At 71.7% G+C, this 16,902-nt stretch carries 15 protein-coding genes; 11 read left to right on the plus strand and 4 right to left on the minus strand.

What is annotated here, in order from left to right; all coding sequences use genetic code 11:
- The first annotated feature begins 192 nt into the window (after nucleotides 1-192).
- Both ftsH and folE read left to right on the plus strand, forming a co-directional pair.
- Entirely contained in the window at nucleotides 193-2,205 is a 2,013-nt protein-coding gene (ftsH, locus tag ACFW5B_RS13740; protein ID WP_386438074.1) for an ATP-dependent zinc metalloprotease FtsH, read from the plus strand.
- A gap of 115 nt (nucleotides 2,206-2,320) precedes the next feature.
- Nucleotides 2,321-2,926 (plus strand): GTP cyclohydrolase I FolE, encoded by a 606-nt coding sequence (gene folE / locus ACFW5B_RS13745; protein ID WP_386438077.1) that lies wholly within the window; start codon nucleotides 2,321-2,323, stop codon nucleotides 2,924-2,926.
- Between the two features lie 119 nt (nucleotides 2,927-3,045).
- Here the strand turns inward: folE and ACFW5B_RS13750 are convergent, their stop codons facing one another.
- Entirely contained in the window at nucleotides 3,046-4,161 is a 1,116-nt protein-coding gene (locus ACFW5B_RS13750; RefSeq protein ID WP_386438080.1) for an alpha/beta hydrolase, read from the minus strand.
- Between the two features lie 141 nt (nucleotides 4,162-4,302).
- Between ACFW5B_RS13750 and ACFW5B_RS13755 the strand changes: the two genes are divergently transcribed.
- The 7 genes from ACFW5B_RS13755 to ACFW5B_RS13785 all read left to right on the plus strand — a co-directional run bounded on the left by ACFW5B_RS13755 (nucleotide 4,303) and on the right by ACFW5B_RS13785 (nucleotide 11,207).
- Nucleotides 4,303-6,150 carry a phosphatidylglycerol lysyltransferase domain-containing protein gene (locus tag ACFW5B_RS13755; protein ID WP_386438083.1) on the plus strand — a complete coding sequence of 616 codons (1,848 nt, stop codon included), beginning with the start codon at nucleotides 4,303-4,305 and terminating at the stop codon, nucleotides 6,148-6,150.
- 130 nt (nucleotides 6,151-6,280) lie between these two features.
- On the plus strand, nucleotides 6,281-7,189 hold the full coding sequence (gene folP, locus ACFW5B_RS13760; RefSeq protein ID WP_386438086.1) for a dihydropteroate synthase: 909 nt from the start codon (nucleotides 6,281-6,283) through the stop codon (nucleotides 7,187-7,189).
- Between the two features lie 5 nt (nucleotides 7,190-7,194).
- Entirely contained in the window at nucleotides 7,195-7,674 is a 480-nt protein-coding gene (locus ACFW5B_RS13765) for a nuclear transport factor 2 family protein (RefSeq protein WP_386438088.1), read from the plus strand.
- Between the two features lie 417 nt (nucleotides 7,675-8,091).
- On the plus strand, nucleotides 8,092-8,451 hold the full coding sequence (gene folB / locus ACFW5B_RS13770) for a dihydroneopterin aldolase (protein ID WP_386438091.1): 360 nt from the start codon (nucleotides 8,092-8,094) through the stop codon (nucleotides 8,449-8,451).
- Nucleotides 8,448-9,095, plus strand: coding sequence for a 2-amino-4-hydroxy-6-hydroxymethyldihydropteridine diphosphokinase (gene folK, locus ACFW5B_RS13775; RefSeq protein WP_386438097.1), 648 nt, complete (start codon nucleotides 8,448-8,450; stop codon nucleotides 9,093-9,095). Before folB ends, folK begins: the two co-directional genes overlap by 4 nt.
- Nucleotides 9,096-9,231: 136 nt before the next feature.
- Nucleotides 9,232-9,720 (plus strand): DUF3180 domain-containing protein, encoded by a 489-nt coding sequence (locus tag ACFW5B_RS13780; protein ID WP_386438100.1) that lies wholly within the window; start codon nucleotides 9,232-9,234, stop codon nucleotides 9,718-9,720.
- 278 nt (nucleotides 9,721-9,998) lie between these two features.
- A complete protein-coding gene (locus ACFW5B_RS13785; protein ID WP_386438103.1) occupies nucleotides 9,999-11,207 on the plus strand; it encodes a hypothetical protein in 1,209 nt (402 codons plus the stop codon).
- A 76-nt stretch (nucleotides 11,208-11,283) separates the two neighbouring features.
- Here ACFW5B_RS13785 and ACFW5B_RS13790 read toward each other — a convergent pair whose 3' ends face one another.
- Entirely contained in the window at nucleotides 11,284-12,426 is a 1,143-nt protein-coding gene (locus ACFW5B_RS13790; protein ID WP_386438106.1) for an NADH-quinone oxidoreductase subunit D, read from the minus strand.
- A gap of 44 nt (nucleotides 12,427-12,470) precedes the next feature.
- Entirely contained in the window at nucleotides 12,471-13,505 is a 1,035-nt protein-coding gene (locus ACFW5B_RS13795; RefSeq protein ID WP_386438109.1) for an SAM-dependent methyltransferase, read from the minus strand.
- A gap of 173 nt (nucleotides 13,506-13,678) precedes the next feature.
- Between ACFW5B_RS13795 and ACFW5B_RS13800 the strand changes: the two genes are divergently transcribed.
- Nucleotides 13,679-14,878, plus strand: a complete 1,200-nt coding sequence (locus tag ACFW5B_RS13800) for a sensor histidine kinase (RefSeq protein ID WP_386438111.1) — start codon at nucleotides 13,679-13,681, stop codon at nucleotides 14,876-14,878.
- Between the two features lie 107 nt (nucleotides 14,879-14,985).
- Nucleotides 14,986-15,666: a response regulator gene (locus ACFW5B_RS13805; protein WP_386438114.1), complete on the plus strand. Its 681-nt coding sequence runs from the start codon at nucleotides 14,986-14,988 to the stop codon at nucleotides 15,664-15,666.
- A gap of 37 nt (nucleotides 15,667-15,703) precedes the next feature.
- Here the strand turns inward: ACFW5B_RS13805 and ACFW5B_RS13810 are convergent, their stop codons facing one another.
- Nucleotides 15,704-16,819 (minus strand): DUF5937 family protein, encoded by a 1,116-nt coding sequence (locus ACFW5B_RS13810; RefSeq protein ID WP_386438117.1) that lies wholly within the window; start codon nucleotides 16,817-16,819, stop codon nucleotides 15,704-15,706.
- Nucleotides 16,820-16,902: the final 83 nt, after the last annotated feature.

The following is a 16,902-nucleotide window of genomic DNA, read 5'->3' on the forward strand; positions in this document are numbered from 1 at the left end:
GTTGGAGCAGGGAGAGCGGAATCCTCGGCTGCATGTTCACCCTCGGCGCAGGCGCCGGGTGACAATGCTGGGGTACCGTCCGAAGGCAGTTCTTTTTCGGGCCAGTAATACACCGTACGCACGACCAGCCCTCCCAAAGGGCGTTGTGCCTCACTGTGGCAGGAGGGACGGGGCCTCAGCGGCTCCGTATGGATGGACGTGAAGCGATACTTCCGTGGGCCGGTCATGTGGATCGTGCTGGCCGTCCTCGCCGTGGTCGTGTTGATGCAAGTCGTCGGCTCGTCCGGCGGCTACAAGACGGTGGACACCGGTCAGGTCGTCAAGGCGATCGCTGACAACAAGGTGAAGTCCGCCGAGCTGACGACCGGTGACGAGAACAAGATCAAGATCGAGTTGTCGGGCTCCAACAAGGTTGAGGGCTCCAACAAGATCCAGGCGAGCTACATCGGCGACCAGGGCGTCGACCTGGCGAAGAATCTCCAGGCCAAGTACCAGACCGGCGAGATCAAGGACGGATACACCGTCTCCCCGGAGAAGCAGAACCCGTTCGTCGGGCTGCTGATCACGCTGCTCCCCTTCATCCTGCTTCCCATCGTCTTCCTGTTCCTGATGAATCAGATGCAGGGCGGCGGCTCCCGGGTGATGAACTTCGGGAAGTCGAAGGCGAAGCTGATCACCAAGGACACCCCGAAGACGACGTTCAAGGACGTCGCGGGGTCGGACGAGGCGGTCGAGGAGCTCCACGAGATCAAGGAATTCCTCCAGGAGCCGGCGAAGTTCCAGGCCGTCGGTGCCAAGATCCCCAAGGGCGTGCTGCTGTACGGCCCGCCCGGAACGGGCAAGACGCTGCTGGCGCGTGCCGTCGCCGGCGAGGCGGGCGTCCCGTTCTACTCGATCTCCGGCTCCGACTTCGTCGAGATGTTCGTCGGTGTCGGTGCCTCCCGGGTCCGTGACCTCTTCGAGCAGGCCAAGGCGAACGCCCCGGCGATCGTCTTCGTCGACGAGATCGACGCGGTGGGCCGCCACCGTGGCGCGGGTCTCGGCGGCGGTCACGACGAGCGCGAGCAGACGCTGAACCAGCTGCTCGTCGAGATGGACGGCTTCGACGTCAAGGGCGGCGTCATCCTGATCGCCGCCACGAACCGTCCGGACATCCTCGACCCGGCGCTGCTGCGCCCCGGCCGTTTCGACCGGCAGATCGCCGTCGACCGCCCGGACCTGCAGGGCCGTCTGGAGATCCTCAAGGTCCACCAGAAGGGCAAGCCGGTCGCGCCGGACGTCGACCTCTCGGCCGTCGCCAAGCGCACCCCCGGCTTCACCGGTGCCGATCTGTCCAACGTCCTCAACGAGGCCGCGCTGCTGACGGCCCGGAGCGACGAGAAGCTGATCAACAACCACTTCCTGGACGAGGCGATCGACCGCGTCGTGGCCGGCCCGCAGAAGCGGACCCGGATCATGTCCGAGAAGGAGAAGAAGATCACCGCGTACCACGAGGGCGGACACGCCCTGGTCGCGGCGGCCTCACCGAACTCCGACCCGGTCCACAAGATCACGATCCTGTCCCGCGGCCGGGCCCTGGGCTACACCATGGTCCTGCCCGACGAGGACAAGTACTCCACCACCCGCAACGAGATGCTCGACCAGCTGGCGTACATGCTGGGCGGCCGCGCGGCGGAGGAGCTGGTCTTCCACGACCCGACCACGGGCGCCGCGAACGACATCGAGAAGGCCACCGCCACGGCCCGCGCGATGGTCACGCAGTACGGCATGACCGAGCGGCTCGGTGCGATCAAGTTCGGTACCGACAACTCCGAGCCCTTCCTGGGCCGTGAGATGGGTCACCAGCGCGACTACTCGGAAGAGGTCGCCGCGCTGGTCGATGAGGAAGTCAAGAAGCTCATCGAGACCGCGCACAACGAGGCGTGGGAGATCCTGGTCGAGAACCGCGATGTGCTCGACAACCTCGTGCTGACGCTCCTGGAGAAGGAGACGCTCGGCAAGGAGGAGATCGCCGAGCTGTTCAAGCACGTGGTCAAGCGCCCGGCCCGCCCGGCGTGGACCGGCTCGTCGCGCCGTACGCCCTCCAGCCGCCCGCCGGTGCTGTCGCCGAAGGAGCTGGCCCCGGCCAACGGCTCGGTGACCACCACCGCCACCGTCTCCACGGAGAAGGCGGAGCAGCCCGAGGAGCAGCGCCCCGAGAGCTGAGCCCGGCGGCCCGGGCCCCGGAATAGATGCCGCGCCCCCCAGGTTTACTCTGGGGGGCGCGGCATTCCGCGTTTCCACCGCGAATCGTGCGGGCGCAGAAGGAACGAGGCACCACATGACGGACCCTGTGACGCTGGGCGTCGACGGCACGATCGGCACGTTCGACGAGAAGCGCGCCGAGAACGCCGTACGCGAGCTCCTCATCGCGGTGGGCGAGGACCCGGACCGCGAGGGGCTGCTGGAGACGCCGGCGCGGGTGGCACGGGCGTACAAGGAGATCTTCGCCGGGCTGTGGCAGAAGCCGGAAGACGTGCTGACCACCACTTTCGACCTGGGCCACGACGAAATGGTGCTGGTCAAGGACATCGAAGTGGTCTCCAGCTGTGAGCACCACCTCGTCCCGTTCGTCGGTGTGGCCCATGTCGGCTACATCCCGTCCACCGAAGGCAAGATCACCGGCCTGTCCAAGCTGGCCCGGCTGGTCGATGTGTTCGCCCGGCGCCCGCAGGTCCAGGAGCGGCTGACCACACAGATCGCGGACTCGCTGATGGAGATCCTGGAGCCGCGCGGCGTGATCGTCGTCATCGAGTGCGAGCACATGTGCATGACCATGCGCGGGGTGCGCAAGCCGGGCGCCAAGACCACGACCTCGGCCGTCCGCGGCCAGCTGCGGGACGCCGCCACCCGCGCCGAGGCGATGAGCCTGATACTCGCCCGCTGAGGCGCCGGGCGCGGGCCCGTATGGCGCCCGTCCCGCCCGCAGACACAGCGCGACGGCCGGGCCCCTCCTGTGAGGGACCCGGCCGTCGTCGTTCTCCGGGGGCGTGGGGCGCCACCCCGTCAGGCCTTGAGGTGGTTGCCGAGCCACGCCAGAGCGGCGGGGATCTCCCGGCGCCAGGTGTTGAAGTTGTGGCCGCCGCTGTCGAGGATGATCGACGAAACCCGGCTCGGCGACTTCGTCTGCTGGATGAACCGCAGCGTCTGCCGGTAATTGCTCTCGCCCTGCTTGCTGCTGGTGACCAGCAGGTTCACCGGGGGCGCGGGCAGATTCCGCTGACGCCACAGCAGATTGTTCTCGCGCTCCAGCTGTTGGCTGCCGCCGAACAGGTCACCGGTGGTGGCATCGCGCGGGGCCTTGTAGGCGCCGGAGAGGGCCACGGCGCTGGAGTACGCCTCGGGGTGGCGCATGGTCATCTTCAGCGCGCAGTAGCCGCCGGTGGAGTCACCGACGACACCCCAGCTCCTGGCCTCGCGGCCTATTCGGTAATGCTCGGTGATATCCGCGCGCAGGTCCTTGGTGAAGAACGTCTCGGTCTGCGGGCCGTTCGGTATGTCCATGCACTCGGTGTCGCGGGGCGGTGCCACCGTCGGGCGCATCATCACCAGGACGGTCGGCCGCATCTTGCGCTGTTTGAGCAGTTCGTGCTGGGTCTGCGGGAAATGCAGCTTCTTGTAGAGCGCCTGGGCGGTGCCGGGGTAGCCGGTGAGTACGAGAGCCGCCGGGAATTTCTTGTGGGCGTATTTCTTCTGGAAGTACTGCGGCGGCAGATAGACATACGCCGGGCTGGCGATCTGCGAGTGTTCGCCCTGGACCAGCACTTTGTCGATCCGGCCGCCGGTCGTCGGGTGGGAGCCGTTCCGGACGCTGACCCGTTCGGTGCCCAGCATCCGCAGTTCGGTACCGTGCGGCCCGGTCTTGTAATCGGTGACCACGCCCGGCTCCTGTTCCTGGCCGAAGAGGTCGGCCCAGGAGGCGTAGAAACCGAAGGAATTGTTGGCGTAGAGGCCGATGACGGCGAACAGGGTGATCTGCGTCGCCACCAGGAGACCGATACGGCCGAGAACGGCGCGCCAGTTCCCCTTGGAGAGGCGCGGCCAGAGCCACACGGTGAGGACGAACAGTGCCACCGCGACGAGGACGGCAAGAAGCAGCACTTTCTTACTGGTGAGACCCATGCGGTGCTTTCTTCCGGGCGGCCGGGCCATCCGTACCGCTGGTGGAACCCCGAGCCCTGAAACGCCGTCATACAGGGCGCAAAAAGTCCAGATGCTGCGACAAGGCTCGCACGTTCTCTCGACCGGGGCGACGGGAAAGTGATGTCTGACAGGCTAGATGGCGAAAAGTCGGAGACGGTTGCGTGGCGAACACCACGCTGGCTCCGTGGCCCGCGGCCCGAAGCGGTACCCGGAATCGTCGGGACGGCCGGCGCGGTCGTCGGCCTGCTGAACCTGGCGGCAGGGGTGTTCCCGCGGTTCAGGCACAGCCGGATGCACGCCCTGGCGGAGGTGCTGCCGGGCGCCGTGAGCCCGCTGGCGGCCGCCGCCTCCATCGTCGTCGGCATCCTGCTGCTCCTTTTGGCGCACGGGCTCAAGCGGCGTAAGCGGCGGGCCTGGGGGGCGGCCGTGGCGCTGCTCCCGGTGGGGATCGCCGCCCAGCTGGTGTACCGCCACTCCGTCTTTGGGGCGGTGCTGTCGATGGCGCTTCTGGCCTACCTGGTGTGGCACCGGCGGGAGTTCGCGGCGCTGCCCGACCCGCGCAGCCGCTGGAAGGCGCTGGCCAACCTCGTCGTCCTCGGCGGGGCGAGCTTCGGCATCGGCATGGTCATCGTCAGCTCGCACCCCCACAAGACCGTCGGCTCGCCGACGCTCTGGGAGCGCACCCAGCACGTCCTGTGGGGCCTGTTCGGCTTCGAGGGCCCGGTCTCCTACACCCAGCACGTCGACTACACCGTCGGCTACTCGCTCGGCGCGCTCGGCCTGCTGACCGTCGCCACCACCGCCTATCTCGCCTTCCGCCCCGAGCACCCGGCGGCCCGGCTCACCGACGACGACGAGCGGCAGCTGCGCGCGCTGCTCGACCGGCACGGCGCCCGGGACTCGCTCGGCTACTTCGCGCTGCGCCGCGACAAGGGCGTGGTCTTCTCCCCGACCGGCAAGGCCGCGGTCTGCTACCGGGTGATCTCCGGGGTGATGCTCGCCAGCGGCGACCCGATCGGCGATGTGGAGGCCTGGCCGGGCGCCATCGAGCGCTTCATGGCCGAGGCCAGGGCGCACTCCTGGACCCCGGCGGTCACCGGCTGCAGCGAGACCGGCGGCCAGGTGTGGACCCGGGAGACCGGGATGGACGCGCTGGAGCTCGGCGACGAGGCGATCGTGGACGTCGCCGACTTCACCCTCTCCGGCCGCGCGATGCGCAACGTACGGCAGATGGTCAAGCGCATCGAGCGCAACGGTTACGAGACCCGGGTGCGGCGGGTGCGCGACCTGGAGCCGGCCGAGCTGGAGCGCATCCAGCGGGCCGCGGACGCCTGGCGGGACACCGACACCGAGCGCGGGTTCTCCATGGCGCTGGGCCGCATCGACGCGGTGGCGGACGGCGACGCGGTGATCGCCACCGCGCACCAGCCGGTGCCCGAGGGCGAGGAGCCCGGCCCGTACGGCGACCTCAAGGCGATGCAGCACTTCGTGCCGTGGGGCGACAGCGGGATCTCCCTGGAGCTGATGCGGCGCGACCGCAGCGCCGACCCCGGGATGAACGAGCTGCTGATCGTCGCCACCCTGCAGGCGGCCCCCGACCTGGCGATCAAGCAGGTGTCGCTGAACTTCGCGGTCTTCCGCTCCTCTCTGGAGCGCGGCGAGAAGCTCGGCGCGGGGCCGGTCATCCGGGTCTGGCGCGGGATGCTGATCTTCCTGTCCCGCTGGTACCAGATCGAGTCGCTCTACAAGTTCAACGACAAGTTCCGGCCGCGCTGGGAGCCCCGTTTCGTGGTCTTCCGCAACAGCCGTGACATCCCCCGCATCGGCCTGGCGGCGCTGCAGGCCGAGGGTTATCTGGAGCTGGGCCTGCCGCGCGTGCTGCGGCGCCGGAAGACCTCGGCGCCGCGGCCGTGCGCGCACCTGCCGCAGCCGGCCGCCGCGTCGGGCGTGGTGGAGCGGGCGGCCTGACGCCGGACGGGCCGCCCGACGGGGGTGCGGCCGGGCTGTCCCGTACGGCGTGCCGCGGCCCGGCGGCCCCGGGATTCCCGCACGCGGTGGCGGCAATCCGGCCGGTCGGCACACGGCCTACGCTGGTGCCATGAGTACCTTGCGTGGCCGGGTGGCCGGACTGCCGGACTGGGAACGCTGCGCGGTGATGGGCGTCGTCAATGTGACGCCCGATTCGTTCTCCGACGGCGGTGAGTGGTTCGACACCGAACTCGCCGTCAAACACGGTCTCGACCTGGTGGCGCAGGGCGCCGACATGGTGGACGTGGGCGGCGAGTCGACCCGGCCGGGCGCGGCGCGGGTGGACGAGGCCGAGGAGCTGCGCCGGGTCGTCCCGGTCGTCCGGGAGCTGGCCGCGGCCGGTGTGGTGGTCTCCGTGGACACCATGCGGGCCGCAGTGGCCGAGCGGGCCGTGGAGGCCGGGGCGCGGCTGGTCAACGACGTCAGCGGGGGCGCCGCCGACCCGGCGATGGTCCCGGTGGTGGCCGCGCACCACGTCCCGTTCGTCGTGATGCACTGGCGCGGCCAGTCCATCGACATGAACAACCGCGCCGTCTACGGGGACGTGGTCACCGAGGTCGTCGCCGAGCTCGCCATGAGCATGGAGTGCGCGGTGTCCGGCGGGATCGACCCGGACCGGATCGTGATCGACCCCGGCCTGGGCTTCGCCAAGGAGGCCGGGCACGATCTCGCGCTGGTCGCCGGGCTGAACCGGCTGCGGGCGCTGGGCCGGCCGCTGCTGGTGGCCGCATCGAGGAAACGGTTCCTGGGCAGGGTGCTGGCAGGCGGCGAGGGAGCCGCCCCACCGCCGGCCCGGGAGCGGGATGCCGCGAGCGCGGCGGTGTCGGCGATCGTGGCGCGAGAGGGGGCCTGGGCGGTGCGGGTGCACGAGGTCAGGGCGAGCGCGGATGCGGTACGGGTGGCCCGTGCCGTGGAGGGCGCGACAGCGGCCGGCAGCGGTACGGACACGACGACGGCGAACATGACGGGAACGGTGTGAGCGGCTTGGGCCCGCAGACGGACATCGAGCTGGTCGAGCAGGCGAACACCACCCTGTACGAGACCATCGAGCGCGGTGATCACGAGGCGCTGTCCGAACTGTGGCTGGACGGCCAGGTGAGCGTGGTCCACCCGGGGTGGCCGGTGTTGCGCGGGCGCGGCGAGGTGCTGCGCTCGTACGCCCTGATCATGGCGAACACCGAGTACATCCAGTTCTTCCTCACCGACGTGGAGATCGATGTCGTCGGGGACACCGCGCTGGTGACCTGCACCGAGAACATCCTCAGCGGCGGGCCCGCCGAGGACGACGGCTCGGTGGGGCCGCTGATCGGCCAGCTGGTCGTGGCGACCAATGTCTTCCGGCGCACGGACGACGGCTGGCGGGTGTGGTCGCACCACGGCTCGCCGGTGCTGGCGGACCGCGACGACGAGGACGAGGACGACGAGAACGGGGGAGCCGGCGAGGGCGGCGAGGAGGCCCTCTGAGCCCGTCCGGGAGCGCGGGTGCCGGGACGGGCGGCTCCGGCCGCGGGCGGCGTGTGAGCCTTGCCATGCCGGACGCCCTTGCGTCCGGGGCGCCGGCCCGCACCGCCGTCAGGGGCGGACGTCAGCCATACGGGCGAGGGCGCACCCGTTCGAGCCAAGTGCGGCCCGGGTAGGGGTGGGGCGTGAGCAGGGGGGTAAGAGGGCCGCGCGGACGATCTCCCGGCCCGCTGGCCGCTGCCTCGCGGGGCAGCATCTAGCAGCCGGACGGGGTCTTGTCCATAGCCCCCGTGGGCGAGGACTGTCGGCACTCGAAGGTAGATTCGACGGCGGGGTGTGTTGCCGGATCGCTCCGGCGGCGGCCCGGAATCCGACGAACAGTGGCGCCAGAGGTGCCGTGGACCAGTGGGAGTGATTCGCGTGGATCGTGTCGCGCTGCGCGGGCTGAAGGCCCGGGGCCACCACGGGGTGTTTCCCCGGGAGCGCGAGGAGGGGCAGACCTTCGTCGTCGATGTGGTGCTCGGCCTGGACACCCGTCAGGCGGCGGCCGGTGACGATCTCGCGAAGACCGTGCACTACGGCGTCGTGGCCGAGGAGGTGGTGGCCGTCGTCGAGGGCGATCCGGTCGACCTCATCGAGACCCTGGCCGAGCGCATCGCCGACCAGTGCCTCAAGCACGAGGGCGTGCAGGAGGTGGAGGTGGTGGTGCACAAGCCGGAAGCGCCGATCACCGTCCCCTTCGACGACGTGACCATCACCATCACTCGGAGCCGAGTATGAAGCACACCCGCCAGCCGACCACCACCCCCGCCGGCGCCGCGCCCGTGCGCCCCGGCCTGGGTGACCCGACCGTGCAGCCGGTGCCCGCCTCCGTGGTGGAGCAGGTGGACGCCGCCGATGTGACGCTCTCGAACCCCAAACGCGCCGTGATCTCCCTCGGCAGCAACCTCGGCAACCGCCTGGAGACCCTCCAGGGCGCCGTCGACGCGCTGGAGGACACCCCGGGCCTGCGGGTCAAGGCGGTCTCCCCGGTCTACGAGACCGTGCCGTGGGGCGTCGACCCCGGCTCCCAGCCGTCGTACTTCAACGCCGTCGTGCTGATCAAGACGACGCTGCCGCCGGAATCCCTCCTGGAGCGCGGACAGGCGATCGAGGAGGCCTTCGAGCGGGTCCGCGACGAGCGCTGGGGCCCGCGCACGATCGACGTCGACATCCTGGCCTACCAGGACGTGGTCTCCGACGACCCGCGGCTGACGCTGCCGCACCCGCGCGCCCATGAGCGGGCGTTCGTGCTGGTGCCGTGGTACGACATCGACCCGGAGGCCGTGGTCCCCGGGCGCGGCGGGGTGGCCGACCTGCTGTCCGCGGTCGGCCGCGACGGGGTGGAACCGCGGGCGGACCTGGAACTGCGGCTGCCGGAGTAGTCGTTAGGGTTGCGGGCCGGCTCCGTGCGGCAGGCATCCGTACGGAACGGACACGGCGGCCCGACGACGGCGGCGACGAGGACAGGACGGCCGTGACGGCAGAGAAGGTCATGACGGCGCGAGGGGCGATCGCTCGGTGAAGCAGCTACACATCAAGGTGCTGGTCGGGCTGTTCCTGGCGGCCGGGGTGCTGGCCTGGGGCGGCGCCCGGCTGTGGGACTCGTTCGGCAGTCTGCCCAGCGTTCCGGTTGCCGCCCCGGTCGTGCTGGCACTGATCGCCGCGGTGCTCGCGGCCACCGCGTTCTCCTTCCGGTCGCGGCTGCGGGCCCAGCGCGAGCGGCGGCCGGGCGCCAAGGGCGTCGAACCGCTGGTGGCCGCCCGAGCGGTGATCTTCGGCCAGGCCAGCGCGCTGGTGGCGGCGCTGGTCGCCGGGCTGTACGGCGGTGTCGGCGTCTTTCTGCTGACCGCCGGGCTGGAGACCGCCCCGCGCCGGGACCAGGCGATCTACACCGGGCTGTCGGTGGTCGCCGGAGCGGCGGTGGTCGCCGCGGCCATCTTCCTGGAGCGGGTGTGCAAGCTGCCCGAGGACGGCGACGGGAACGGCGGGGTGGACGCGGCGCGGTGACGCCGCGACGGGCCTGACCCGGCGCGCGCGGAGGGCGCCGGCCCGCGGAAGGCAGGGTCGAATTCGGGACGGAAGGGCGAACCCGCCGCGGGCGCGGAACGCACGTCCGGGGCCATGCCGGGCCGGTCCCGGACAAGACGTACGGCATCGGCAGCACGGGGCCGTTCCCCGGGGCATTGGCCTATAAGGGGCCAAGGGCATGGTCGAGAAGTAACCAGCGGGAAACGGATCGGTGTGCACGGCCCCATAAGTCCCGCACGCACGGTAAGTTTCTGGCCATGCCACGAGGACGCCACCGCCAATCACCACCCCTCCACCGGCTGCTTCCTCCCTCCGCGGTCGCCGGTGCGTCACTCGCCTGCGCCGCGGGCGCGTGGTTTGTCGGCGACGATCTGGTGCAACGGGTGCTCGCCGCGGGCGCCGCGGCCGCCGCACTGACCGGCGCCGTCCTTCTGCGGACCTGGGACCGAAACGCCGGCCGACAGGTCGCCGAACTCACCCGCGCCCGGGTGCGCGACGAGTGGCGCACCGAGGAGCGGATCGCCGAACTCGAAACGGACGTCGAGGAAGCCCGCGAGATGCGGGCCGGCCTGGAGACCAAACTCCGCGCCAAGCGCGCCGAGTTGGCCCGGCTGCGCAGCGAACATGCCGCGCTGCTCCGCCGGTACGCCACCGCCGAGACCGAACGGGCCAGCGCCCTGGAAGGCCGCCGGCTGCTCGCCATCGAGGCCGCCCCGGCCAAGGCGCTGCCCGCCGCCGACCTCCCGGGCACCGGCAACTCCCCGCTGAGGCTCTCGACTTCGTCCGCGCAGAAGGGAACCGCCCGCGCGGCGGAGCCCTCCGTGCCGGACCGCCGCGAGCCCGCCACCTTCGCGCAGGCCGACCAGGCGCTGCGCCGGCTGGCCCGTAACGCCGCCCGGCAGCGCGCCGCCCAGCAGGTCGCGCGGACGTCGACGGCCGGGGCCGGGGCCGACGGAGCCAAGCCGTCCGGACCGCCCGCCCCCCGCGACGCCCAGGGCGCCCGGGACGGTGACAAGGGCCGGGGGAAGGCACCGGCGGCAGCCGCGGAGCCCACGGGAGGTACCGGCCCGGCCCGTCCGGACAGCGCCACCGGACCGACGCTCCGCCCGGTGCCGGCCACCGCCACCGCCGTCACCCCGTCCCGCCCCGCCGCGTCGCGTGCCACGGGCGGCTTCGACTTCTTCGGCAACGAGACCGCCGCCGGCCCCCGGCAGCTGACCGGGCCGATGGAGGAGGACCTGGCGGACGTCGTCGGGGACGAGGCCGTCGCCGAACAGTCGGCCCGTACGCAGCCCGCGGACGCCGCCGAGGCGGACGCCCAACAGGCGGAGCGGTCCGGGAAGTCGGAGCGGCCCGAGCAGACCGAAGGGGAAACGACCACCGGCAGCGGCGAGGTCATCGACCTGACCGCCCACGACGAGACCGAACAACTCGACCTCGGCGCCCTGCACACCGCCATCTCCTGACCGACCGTCAGACACCCGGCCCCGGAGCTTCCCTGAGCTCCGGGGCCGGACGGCGTTCGGGGGCGGTGCGCGCCGCCTACTTGTCGATGTCCCCCACCACGAAGAACAGCGAGCCGAGGATCGCGACCATGTCGGCGACCAGCGTGCCCGGCAGCAGTTCCACCAGTGCCTGGATGTTGTTGAACGACGCCGAGCGCAGCTTGAGGCGGTAGGGGGTCTTGTCGCCCTTGGAGACGAGGTAGTAGCCGTTGATGCCGAGGGGGTTCTCGGTCCAGGCGTACGTCGCGCCCTCGGGAGCCTTCAGGACCTTGGGGAGCCGCTGGTTGATCGGGCCCGGCGGCAGCTCCGCGAGCCGGTCCAGGCAGGCGTCGGCCAGATCGAGCGCGTTGTGGCTCTGCGCCAGCAGGCATTCGAAGCGGGCCAGGCAGTCGCCTTCCTCGCGGGTGATGACGTCGAGCGTGGACTGCAGCTCCCCGTACGCCAGATACGGCTCGTCGCGCCGCAGGTCGAAGTCGACACCGGAGGCGCGGGCGATCGGCCCGGAGACGCCGTACGCGTGCACCGTCTCCGGCGCGAGGACCCCGACGCCGCGGGTACGGCCGCGGAAGATCTCGTTGCCCAGGACCAGGTTGTCGTAGACGTCCATCCGGGAGCGCACATCGGCAACGGCCTGCCGGGCCCGGCCGAGCCAGCCGGCCGGCAGGTCCTCCTTGAGGCCGCCGACGCGGTTGAACATGTAGTGCATCCGGCCGCCGGAGATCTCCTCCATGACGGTCTGGAGTTCCTCCCGCTCCCGGAAGGCGTGGAAGACGGGCGTGATCCCGCCGAGCTCCAGGGGGTACGAGCCGAGGAACATCAGATGGTTCAGCACCCGGTTCAGCTCGGCGAGCAGGGTCCGCGTCCAGACGGCACGCTCGGGCACCTCCATGCCCAGCATCCGCTCCACGGCCATGACCACGCCCAGCTCGTTGGAGAACGCCGACAGCCAGTCGTGCCGGTTGGCGAGCATGATGATCTGGCGGTAGTCGCGCGCCTCGAAGAGCTTCTCGGCGCCGCGGTGCATATAGCCGATCACCGGCTCGGCGTGCTGGATGCGCTCGCCGTCCAGGACGAGGCGCAGTCGCAGCACGCCGTGCGTCGAGGGGTGCTGCGGGCCGATGTTCAGCACCATGTCGGTGCTCTCCGCCGCGCCGCCGATGCCGACCGTCGTCTCCGTCATGGGAACAGTCTCGCAGCCCGCCCTCCGGCCAGGGGCCCTGGCCCTCAGGCGTCCCACTCCTTGAGCAGCCCCGCGCACGCCCCGCCCACCGGCTCCAGCAGCCAGCCGAAACCGCCCAGGCCCGCCGGGTCCGTCAGCTCCGCCGCCGCCCCCGCCGCCGAGAGGGCCCGTACGTACCCGGACGGGTCGGTGGCGGCCATGGCCAGCGGCGGGCGCCGGCCGTCCACCCCCAGGGCGTGCAGCGCCGCCCGCTGGGTCAGCAGCTCGGCCGACGGCCCGGCGCAGGCGTCGAGCGCCACATGGGCCGTGATGTCGCAGCTGCCGTCCGGTACGGGCGGCACCTCGCGGCCGTCGCGGAAGCCGGTGAGCGTGCCGAACAGCGGACGGTCGCCCCGTTGGTGCGCGTAGTCGGCGGCGACGGCCAGACCGGCGCGCAGCGTACGGACCGCCTGGGCCCAGGCCTCGTCCCGGGGGCGGCCGATTTCGGCGCGCAGTCCCGGGGCGGCGCCTCCGGTGGCGGCGGGGGCCAGCGGCGGTGCCCACCAGCGGTCGAGCCACTCCGCGTCCGCGCCGGTCACCGGCTCGCCCAGGCGCTCCGTGCCGTCGCCGCGGACCAGCACCCGGCGCGGCACCCCGTCCCCGTCCGTCTCGACGACCTCGACCGGCACGTTGTCGAGCCATTCGTTCGCGAACAGCAGGCCGGTGACCGAAGCCGGCGCGGGCAGCTCGCCCCGCCAGTCGATCCGCGGGTCGAGCCCCTGGGGGCGCGCGGCGCGCTCGACCGCATACGGGCGCAGCCGCGCGGACACCTCCGCGGGCAGCACGGCCAGCACGCCAGTGAGCAGCTCGCCGCGCCCCGCGCCCACATCGACCAGTGCCAGCTCGTCCGGATGGCCGAGCGCGGCGTCGACCCGGCACAGGAGACCGGCGACGGCCCCCGCATACAGCGGTGAGACGTGCACGGAGGTACGGAAGTGGCCGGCCGGGCCGGGGCCGCCGGGCCGGGTGTAGAAGCCGTTCTCCGGGCCGTACAGCGCCCGCTCCGTGGCCTCGCGCCACCCGCACCACTCGTTCGTCATCTGCCCCACGGTACGGGCGCGCACCGGCCCGTACGGACGGCACGGGGTGCCGGTCCTCCAGAGGTCCGGCACAGGGGGAGCAGAGGGTCTCCACCTTGGGGAGTAGGCCCGGCTGACAGGATCGCTCGCTCGGTTGACTCGTACATGTATTCATGGTGCCTACGCTGGGTTACGTGCAGCGTCTCTACGACTTCCTCCGCAGGCACCCGACAGGGGTGGACGCCTTCTGGGCCGTCCTCCTCTTCGGGTTCTCCAGCCTGTGGGTCGCCTTTCAGACGCACGGCCTCGCGCAGGTGGCCGCCGCGGTCTTCTCGGCCGGCCTGTGCCTCGTCGTCGCGCTGCGCCGCAAGGCACCCGTGAAGATGCTGCTGCTGACGGCCGCCATCGGCATCGGCCAGCTGATCGTCGGCCTCGGGACCAACCCCGGCGACGCCGCGATGTTCGTGATCACCTACACCGTGGCGTCCGCGCCCGCCGTCCCCCGCTGGGCCTCCCGCTGCGCCCTCGCCGGCGCCGTCTTCGGACCCGCCCTCTCCTTCTGGCGCGAGGGCGTCGGCGGGCGGGGGCCGGGGGAGAGCCTGTTCGTCACCGTGCTGCTCACCGTGCCCTTCGTCCTGGCCTGGGTGCTCGGCGACTCCATGCGCACCCGGCGCGCCTACTGGGCACAGCTGGAGGAGCGGGCCGCCCGGCTGGAGAAGGAGCGCGAGGCCCAGTCCCGGATAGCGGTCGCGGCCGAACGCGCCCGTATCGCCCGCGAACTGCACGATGTCGTCGCCCACAACGTCTCGGTGATGGTCGTCCAGGCCGACGGCGCCGCCTATGTGCTCGACGCCGCGCCCGAACAGACCCGGCAGGCCCTGGAGACGATCTCCGGCACCGGGCGCCAGGCGCTGGCCGAGATGCGCCGGCTGCTGGGCGTGCTCCGTACCGGCGAGCAGCCCGAGAGCGGCGAATACGTGCCCCAGCCGGGCATCGAGCAGCTCGCCGAGCTCATGGACCAGGTCCGCAGCACGGGGCTGCCGGTCGACTTCCGGACCGTGGGCGAACCCCGTGAGCTGCCCAGCAGCGTCGCACTGACCGTGTACCGCATCGTCCAGGAAGCACTGACCAACACCCGCAAACACGGCGGCCCCCATGTCGGCGCGACCGTCCGGCTCGCCTACCGGGACGACGACCTCGATCTGCTGGTCGAGGACGATGGCCGCGGCGCGCAGCGCGAGCTCTACGAGGAGGGCGGGTCGGACGGTCTCGGCCACGGCCTCATCGGCATGCGCGAGCGGGTCGGCATGGTCGGCGGCACCCTGACCGCCGGGCCGCGGCCCGGCGGCGGATTCCGGGTCAGCGCCGTACTCCCGCTCAAACCGGCCCGGTGAGGACGCCAACCGGCCCGGACCTGACGGCGTCCTAGGAACGGGACACGCACCACCGGCGCTGCACCCCGTACGCTCAGCCCCATTCCTGCCCGAAGGGACCCCTGCCAATGACCATCCGTGTGATGCTCGTCGACGACCAGGTGCTGCTGCGCACCGGTTTCCGGATGGTGCTGGCCGCGCAGCCCGACATGGAGGTCGTCGCGGAGGCCGGGAACGGCGCGGAGGCCCTGGAGGTGCTGCGCGGCACCCAGGTCGACGTGATCCTCATGGACGTCCGGATGCCGCAGCTGGACGGGGTGGAGGCCACCCGCCGGATCTGCGAGGGCGGGCAGAAGGAGGGCGCGCCGAAGGTGCTCATCCTGACCACCTTCGACCTGGACGAGTACGCCTTCTCCGCGCTGAAGGCCGGGGCCAGCGGCTTCATGCTCAAGGACGTCCCGCCGAGCGAACTCCTCGCCGCGATCCGGGCGGTGGAGAGCGGCGACGCGGTCGTCGCACCGTCCACCACCCGCCGGCTCCTGGACCGTTTCACGCCGATGCTGCCCACCACCTCCGGCCCGTCCCGGCCCGAGCTGGACCGGCTGACGGAGCGCGAGCGGGAGGTGCTGCTGCTGGTCGCGCAGGGCCTGTCGAACGGCGAGATCGCGGCGCGGCTGGTGCTCTCCGAGGCCACCGTCAAGACCCATGTGGGCCGCATCCTCACCAAGCTGAGCCTCCGCGACCGCGTCCAGGCCGTGGTGCTGGCGTACGAGACGGGGCTGGTGCGGGCCGGGGGGACGGGGGCTTAGGCGGGACGGGCCTGAGCGTCCCCCACGTCGCGCTTCCTCAACGCAGCACACCTTCGAGGAAGTCGCTGCCCAGCCGGGCCACCACCTGGAGGTCCAGCTGGTGCAGGACATAACGTCCACGGCGCCGCGTCCGGATCAGCCCGGCCTTCTTCAGCGTCGCGACGTGCCGGGACACCTCCGGCGCGGTGATGCCGAACGCGGCCGCCAGCTCGCCCGTCGTGTGCGGCCCCCGCGACAGCGTCCGGCACAGCTGCATCCGCATCGGGTGGCCCAGCGCCTCCAGCCGCTGCTGGACGAGCTCCAGCGCGGCCGGCGCCGGCAACTCCTGCCCGGTGACCGGGTACTGGAGCACCGGGCGCCAGCCCGGGGCATGGCTGAACACCAGATGTGGCCAGCCGAACGACGTCGGCAGGAAGGTGACCCCCGGATCCGCGGGGTCCGCGAACGCCGTCGTACGTCCCTGGGCGAGCTTGTCGAGGAGGATGCGGGTGCCGGTGCCGCCGCTGCCGTTCTGCCCCTCGTCCAGGGACAGCGCCTGCGAGGTCGCGGACAGCGTTTCGGCCAGGCCCTTCCGGCGCAGCAGCTCGGTCTTGTGCCGGGCATCGGCCGCCAGCTGGATGCCCACCCGGCGCCAGATGTCCCCGAAGAACGCCTCCTCGCAGTCCTCGAACAGGCGGCGCAGCCACACCCGCAGGCCGTCCGGGTCGGTGAGCATCCGGTCGGTGAAGGCTGCCTGCCGCGGGCCGCGCGCGGCGGCCATCTCCCGTACCCGCGCCCGCTCCTCCGCGTCGACCAGGGGCGACGGGGTGGGTGTGCTGTACCGCGCCGAGCAGGTGATCTCGAACGCGGCGGCCACGAACCGCTCGTCGTCGATCCGGTCCAGCTCGTCCAGGTCCTCGGCCAGCGTCGCCCCCGGACGGGTCGGCAGCAGGATGTCCGAACGGGAGGACCGCCACAGGAAGTCCGCCTCGCACAGCCGGTCGGCGAGGTCGGCCTTCAGCGCCGCGTTGGTGGCGGTGACCCAGCCGTGCAGCCCCGGGTGGTGCCCCGGCTCGGACAGCGCGTGCAGCGCGGCACCCAGCTCCGCCAAGGGCGACGGGGCGAAGACGAGGCGCTCCGGCGGCAGCCCGGTGATGTCGATGACGTTGGCCATGCGCCCATCATGCGCGAGGCCCCGACCTGCGCGGACGTTGATTGACGGGTCCCGTCAATCAACGGGCGGGGAGCGGCCGCACC

This window comes from Streptomyces sp. NPDC058773 (assembly GCF_042746015.1).
Lineage (GTDB): Bacteria > Actinomycetota > Actinomycetes > Streptomycetales > Streptomycetaceae > Streptomyces.

What these genes read in the sequence shown, in the direction of transcription:
- ftsH (WP_386438074.1), top strand. Translation starts at nt 193, where the DNA reads ATGGACGTGAAGCGATACTTCCGTGGGCCGGTCATGTGGATCGTGCTG.
- folE (WP_386438077.1), top strand. Translation starts at nt 2,321, where the DNA reads ATGACGGACCCTGTGACGCTGGGCGTCGACGGCACGATCGGCACGTTC.
- ACFW5B_RS13750 (WP_386438080.1), bottom strand. Translation starts at nt 4,161, where the DNA reads ATGGGTCTCACCAGTAAGAAAGTGCTGCTTCTTGCCGTCCTCGTCGCG.
- ACFW5B_RS13755 (WP_386438083.1), top strand. Translation starts at nt 4,303, where the DNA reads ATGTCTGACAGGCTAGATGGCGAAAAGTCGGAGACGGTTGCGTGGCGA.
- folP (WP_386438086.1), top strand. Translation starts at nt 6,281, where the DNA reads ATGAGTACCTTGCGTGGCCGGGTGGCCGGACTGCCGGACTGGGAACGC.
- folK (WP_386438097.1), top strand. Translation starts at nt 8,448, where the DNA reads ATGAAGCACACCCGCCAGCCGACCACCACCCCCGCCGGCGCCGCGCCC.
- ACFW5B_RS13785 (WP_386438103.1), top strand. Translation starts at nt 9,999, where the DNA reads ATGCCACGAGGACGCCACCGCCAATCACCACCCCTCCACCGGCTGCTT.
- ACFW5B_RS13790 (WP_386438106.1), bottom strand. Translation starts at nt 12,426, where the DNA reads ATGACGGAGACGACGGTCGGCATCGGCGGCGCGGCGGAGAGCACCGAC.
- ACFW5B_RS13795 (WP_386438109.1), bottom strand. Translation starts at nt 13,505, where the DNA reads ATGACGAACGAGTGGTGCGGGTGGCGCGAGGCCACGGAGCGGGCGCTG.
- ACFW5B_RS13805 (WP_386438114.1), top strand. Translation starts at nt 14,986, where the DNA reads ATGACCATCCGTGTGATGCTCGTCGACGACCAGGTGCTGCTGCGCACC.
- ACFW5B_RS13810 (WP_386438117.1), bottom strand. Translation starts at nt 16,819, where the DNA reads ATGGCCAACGTCATCGACATCACCGGGCTGCCGCCGGAGCGCCTCGTC.